Origin of the sequence: Amphibacillus sediminis NBRC 103570 (assembly GCF_001552275.1) — a bacterium.
In the GTDB taxonomy this organism is placed as follows: domain Bacteria; phylum Bacillota; class Bacilli; order Bacillales; family Amphibacillaceae; genus Amphibacillus_B; species Amphibacillus_B sediminis.
On sequence record NZ_BCQW01000031.1, the window covers coordinates 23,890 to 29,889 of the forward strand.

The window sequence follows — 6,000 nt, forward strand, 5'->3', positions numbered from 1 at the left end:
ACTATATTTATTAGCTTTAAATCCATAAAAAAAAGCAATTTACGTATTAGCAAATTGCTTTTTTCTAACAAAACCTAATCATTTATATTGAAGTGATAGCTGCTTCAATCGGTGTTGATCCAGAAACTATTTGAAATGCCTTACCTATTGTCCGATCATGTCTTAAACTAGCTAAAATAACTTGTGCGACATCCTCTCTTGGAATTTCACTAGGTTCGACTTTTCCAGCCGTTATCTTACCTGTTCCTGAGTCATTCGTTAAAATACCAGGATGAACAATAGTATAGTCCAAATCAGTTTGACGTAACCACTCGTCAGCATAATGCTTTGCCACTACATATGGAGCAAACGAGGATGGGGCGGTTTGAATGGCTTTTCGACTTGTATCAAACGAACTGACCATGATAAACCGTTTTACACCTGCTTTTTTTGCCGCCTCAATTGTCTTTACTGCACCATCTAAATCAATTAAAATGGTTTTATCTTTCCCAGTATGGGCACCCGATCCAGCTGTGAAAACAATAGCATCAATACCTTCAGCCGCATTCGCAATTGCGTCAATATCCTGTTCCAAATCTACCACAACAGTCTCTGCACCTAGTCGCTCAAAATAATCGGCTTGCTCAGATTTTCGTATCATTGCTCTTGCTCGCATGTTGTCCTGGGATTGAATCAATGAAACAAGGTGCTTACCAATTTGTCCATTTGCACCAACTACTAATACGTTCAAAAAGACCATCCTTTCATAATCCTGTTATTTACCCTGTCTTTATATTACCATTATGCGCGCAAGTTAAACATGAATAAAATTATATAAAATGGAAAAAGGCACATAATATCATCAAGATTTTTTGAAAATAGTATATATCGGAGTGCTATACGATTAGTTATAATATCTAATCTAAAACTGCCAAGTCAACAGCTGGGGCTTGAACACCCCATCGAATGGTATAAAATAGACACTCATCCCACCACTTCTAGAAGTGGAAGTCTTCTGCTGAATCAAGTGAGAATTTTACTAATCCTGTCTATATTCCCTATTCTCTTCTTTAAACCATTTACGAAGTTGGTTAATATGGGCCTGATGATATCTACTATGGTCTGCTATATGCCAAATTCCCCAGCGAATGGTCGCTGCTGTTCCATTCTCATAATCAACGGTTTGATTTAATTGAATTTCCGTTAACTGGTAACAAATGGATTTAAACATATTAAATACGTGATCATAATCAGAAAGGATTTTCTCCAATGAAACTCCTGATACTAAAGGGATTTCATTGTTTTTATCCAGCATTGGTCCATATTTCTCTTCAAGTTTCTTTGGTATCGGCTCATCCTTAATCCTATAAACCCAGTTAAGATCTACATAGGCTAAGTGTCTTATTAATTGAGCTGTACTGTTATATTTTTGGTTTGGCCCCTTGAAATCTAACTCCTCCTGGGACATACCCGTAACAATTGATTTTAATCATTTATAATTACCTTCAACATTCGAATAAAGCATGCCTACAGTTGGGGCCATCTCAGTTTCCCCTTTTAAATCTAAAACCACCAAAAACCACCTCTGTTCAATATTCTGTTAGCTTTCACTAAGCAATAGTATAATTCATTACAGCTTAATTCAACAAAACTGCCTAAGTCGGTTAAAGACAAAACCCTTTTAAAAAAATGATCGATAAACAAATTGTGCTAATTAGACGCGTTTTTACATCTATAAATAACCATCAGCATTAAAGATAATCCAAAAAGCCAACAACCCGTTAACAATGGTTGTTGGCTTTTCAATACTTATGAAACATTCATGGCCAGTTACTTAAATGTTCAGATACCTTCCCCAAGATGATCGTCCTATCTTATAGCACTGATCTTTTTACCTGTTTGACATAGAAGAAGCGAACAATCAAGAAGTAAATGATTTGAATCAATGCAAAACTACCTAATACAATCGATGATTCTACTATTAAATTGAAATCAAACAAACGTGATAAAGCAGTGAGTGCAACAGCACCGTGAATCAATGCGACAACAATCGGTAAGAAGAATAGTAGAGCAACCTGACGGCTTACGACTTTCTTTAGCTCAGATTGTGTCAATCCGATTTTTGCAATAGAACGGAACTTACGCTTTTCTTCATCTAAATCCGTAAACAATCGGAAATAAAGAAAGCTTCCTGCTGAAACAAAAAACACAATTCCAATAAATAAACCAATGAATAAAATCGGTCCAAATGCTTTATTGATTTCATAAATCGTATAGTCGATCGATGTCACTTTAAACTCTAATTGTTCGGCTAGCTTTCTTCCTGCCTCAACGGTTTGGTTATGTCCTGCACCGATGGCTTCCCATGCGATACTCAGCTGAGTTCTTGTCGGCGCTCCAAGCAACTCATAAACCTTATCATTCACTACATAATAGCCTTCAATTTCTGATAGTACTTCTGACTCGATCACATCACCAGGTTGAATGACTTGACCGTTATCTAGCTGAATAGTAGATTCTTTCAACTTCTCACTTGCTTTTGTACCCATCATTAACATGGCATCACTCTGTTCTACTACAATTGCCTCATTTTCCTCTGGATGCAGTTCTTCTTCCTCAATTAATGCTGCGAAACGATTATAATCTGAAGCTCTAGCTATTAACACACCATTAGATCGTAAAGGTTCATCACCATATCGTATTGGTGTATCAAAATAGTTTAACTCTAGTTGCTCCATTTTTGCCTCAATTTGTTCTTCCTGAAAAATAGCATTAATTTTACTGATGTCATTTGCAATCACTTCTTCAGTGTCATCGCTCCATGGCTTATACATGAAGGTATATGGATTAACCGCCTTAATTTCTTTGGTAAGATAAGATTGAAGTCCATATAATGTCCCAATTGCACTAAAAGCAACTGTAGAGATGATCGCTACCATAAAAAATGTTCTAGCATTATCCTTCATACGAAAGGATAGATCAGAAAATAGCAGCATGTTGGTTTTTCGCCAGAAAACAGATTGATTATTTTTCAGCTTGCGTATGAAATACACACTTAATTGAGTGAATAAAAGATACGTTCCTAGCGTGACAACGAGAATAACTGGAATCATCACATAAATAACATAAATACCTTTAACGTATAGAGCAATACCATACCCAGCTATAAGGAGGAACGCAGCAAAAACAGATAGGATTACCGAAGCTTTCGGTTCGCCTTTCGATTGTTTGTCTCCCTTAATTAAATCAATCAGCTTCTTCGTACGAAGAATAAACGAAACAAACACAGATATACAGAAAAACAATATGATAAAGCTAATAAACGTAAGCACAATCGCCATTGTTGGAAAATAAAAATTAAGCGACTCACTGATGATGAGTACGTTTTCGGCAATTAAGAGAATACCTTTGGCAAATATTAGACCAGCTAAAATTCCACTTATTGTAGCAAAAAAGCCAATTAAGACATTCTCCAAAAAAACTAAGAGTCGAATTTGTCCATTGGATGCTCCTAGCATCATTAACAAACCAAACTCTTTCTTTCTTGACTGTAAGAACGAACTCATCGAATATAAGATGAAAAAGAAAGAAAAGACATAAATGATCCCACCAGCAACAGTCATACCAAATAGTACATTGTTATTAATCGATTCACTTGAGAATGATGGATGAAAGGCAAAGATGGCAAAGGTGAAGAATACCATCACCGTGAACATGCTACTTAGGAAATAAGCAATATACAGTCGTTTGTTGCGCAGGACATTATTAAACGCGAACTGACGAAAAGTCATTGCCGTCGCCTCCCATCAACGAAAGCATATCAATAATTTTCTGGAAAAAGGCTTGTCTATTTTCTCCACGGTAGATTTCGGAATGAAGTCTACCATCACGGATAAAAATAACGCGATCTGAATAGCTTGCTGCTTGTGGGTCATGCGTCACCATTAACAGACTTGTTTTTTCCTTCTGATTAATCGACACGAGCATTTCCATGACATCTTTTGAAGCTTTCGAATCGAGGTTTCCAGTTGGCTCATCAGCTAACAATAGCTTAGGTTCATGGATCATCGCCCTAGCAATTGCAACCCGCTGCGCTTGTCCTCCAGATATCTCGTAGGTCCGTTTACTCATAATTTGGGTAATACCAAGACTCTCAGCTATGTGATGCGCTTTTCTCTTCATTTCTTTCACACGGGTACCTTCTAATGTAAGAGGTAGGACGATATTTTCTTCAACAGTTAAAGTGTGCAGTAAGTTGAAATCTTGAAAAATAAAGCCTAATTCATTTCGACGAAATTTAGCTAAAGCATTTTTCTTTAGCCGATGAGGATTCTTCCCTTCAATTTCGACTTGTCCAGTCGTCGGTATATCATTCGTTGAAATTATATTTAATAATGTGGTTTTCCCACTTCCAGATGGACCCATGATTGCTACAAACTCACCTTTGTCAACTTCTAAATCGATCTCGGTAAGGGCACGGTGAGCTACTTTACCTTCGTAAACCTTACTTACTTTTGAAATTTTAAGCATAATTATTCTCCTCTCAGGCGCTTCTAACCAAAGTATAGCCTAAGTAACTAAATTTTAACTATCGATTATGCTTTCAGAAACCTTACAATCATGTAAGATTTCTATAACTCAAACAATCGCACATAAAACCAGTAGACACCATGGTATTAGTATTTGTTGATTATTGTATATATTACTGCAATGAAAGTAAAGGAAAGATACTGAACTGATTTGGGGCTTTTTGCGGGACTAAGAACATTTGAGGGTAGACGCTTTTTAAAAGAACTATAGCCCCGAATCAACGGGGCTGTCCTTTTTAAAAATTAAAAATCGATAAACTGTTCAGGGTTGATACCTCCTCTAGATGACCACTCGCCTCTATGAATCTCAAAATGCAGATGTTGGCCACTAGAATTACCGGTATTACCCATATAACCTAATAATTGACCTTGTTTAACTGTTTGTCCGACAGCCACATTAGGTGTATTCCTCATATGTGCATATACTGTAGTAAACGTACTTCCTTTTATATTATGTCGGACGTAAACTACAAAACCATAGCTATCTGACCAACCTGATCGTGTCACAACACCATCTGCAGCAGAAATAATTCTTACTGTTCCACTCTGAGCTAAATCAATTCCATAATGAAATCCACTACTTCTTTGTCCATACCTAGATGTTATACGATATTTATTGCTATCTAAAGGAACAATAAAAGATTGAGTATTAGGAATAGTTCCATCATAATACGTCCATAGGTTCCCGAATTTTGAGGTTTCAAACTGATACCAATTACCGTGTTTAGCTATTACATTAATTGTTTGAGAAGAAAAACTAGAGACTCTTGGAGATGAGGAAGAAGGACTTTCATGTCCATCGAAACGATATGGAATACTAAGTGTTTCTAAATCAGGGTTATAGTAAACCCATTTATTCCCATATTTACTAGTTACAATCTCATGCCAATACTTCCCTTGTTTGCTCACTATTCGAACACGTTGACCAGAAAATTGAGCAACTTCATTTGAACTAAAAGATGGGGAATCATATGCACTAAAACGATGGGGAATAGTTAATCGCCCATCATAAACCCAAATATTACCATTATTTGCTGTTTCAAATTGGTACCAATTTTTATCTTGGGCAATCACCTTTACTGTCTGAGGACTAAAGCTCGAAACACGTTCTGACTGAAAACTCGGTTGTTTATATCCGTTAAAACGATAATCAAAAGACTTTGTATCTACTAAATTTGGATTATAGTAGACCCATTTTTGCCCATATCTACTTGTTTCAATAAGGTGCCAATAATCCCCCTGTTTTCTTACAACAGTTACCGTTTGGGCTGCAAACGTTGCAACTTCTGTTGATGTAAAGCTTGGACTCTCGTAAGCAGAGAATCTATGAGGAATTGATAACCTTGTGTCTGCATTCACATCTTTGGGTAAGGCAACAATAATCATTAATACAATAAATAATAGACCTAGCAATTTTTTCGGCATCTTCAAA

At 36.5% G+C, this 6,000-nt stretch carries 5 protein-coding genes; all 5 read right to left on the reverse strand.

Features of this window, described 5'->3' with window-relative positions; translation table 11 throughout:
* Positions 1-82: 82 nt before the first annotated feature.
* Positions 83-739 carry an SDR family oxidoreductase gene (locus ASE01S_RS13765; protein ID WP_067843625.1) on the reverse strand — a complete coding sequence of 219 codons (657 nt, stop codon included), beginning with the start codon at positions 737-739 and terminating at the stop codon, positions 83-85.
* Between the two features lie 279 nt (positions 740-1,018).
* Positions 1,019-1,459 (reverse strand): DinB family protein, encoded by a 441-nt coding sequence (locus ASE01S_RS13770; RefSeq protein ID WP_304504048.1) that lies wholly within the window; start codon positions 1,457-1,459, stop codon positions 1,019-1,021.
* A 394-nt stretch (positions 1,460-1,853) separates the two neighbouring features.
* Positions 1,854-3,770: an ABC transporter permease gene (locus tag ASE01S_RS13775; protein ID WP_067843627.1), complete on the reverse strand. Its 1,917-nt coding sequence runs from the start codon at positions 3,768-3,770 to the stop codon at positions 1,854-1,856.
* Positions 3,745-4,509, reverse strand: coding sequence for an ABC transporter ATP-binding protein (locus ASE01S_RS13780; RefSeq protein WP_067843630.1), 765 nt, complete (start codon positions 4,507-4,509; stop codon positions 3,745-3,747). Before ASE01S_RS13780 ends, ASE01S_RS13775 begins: the two co-directional genes overlap by 26 nt.
* Positions 4,510-4,811: 302 nt before the next feature.
* Positions 4,812-6,000 (reverse strand): peptidoglycan DD-metalloendopeptidase family protein (locus tag ASE01S_RS13785; protein ID WP_157065229.1); only part of this gene is annotated, 1,189 nt, incomplete at its 5' end.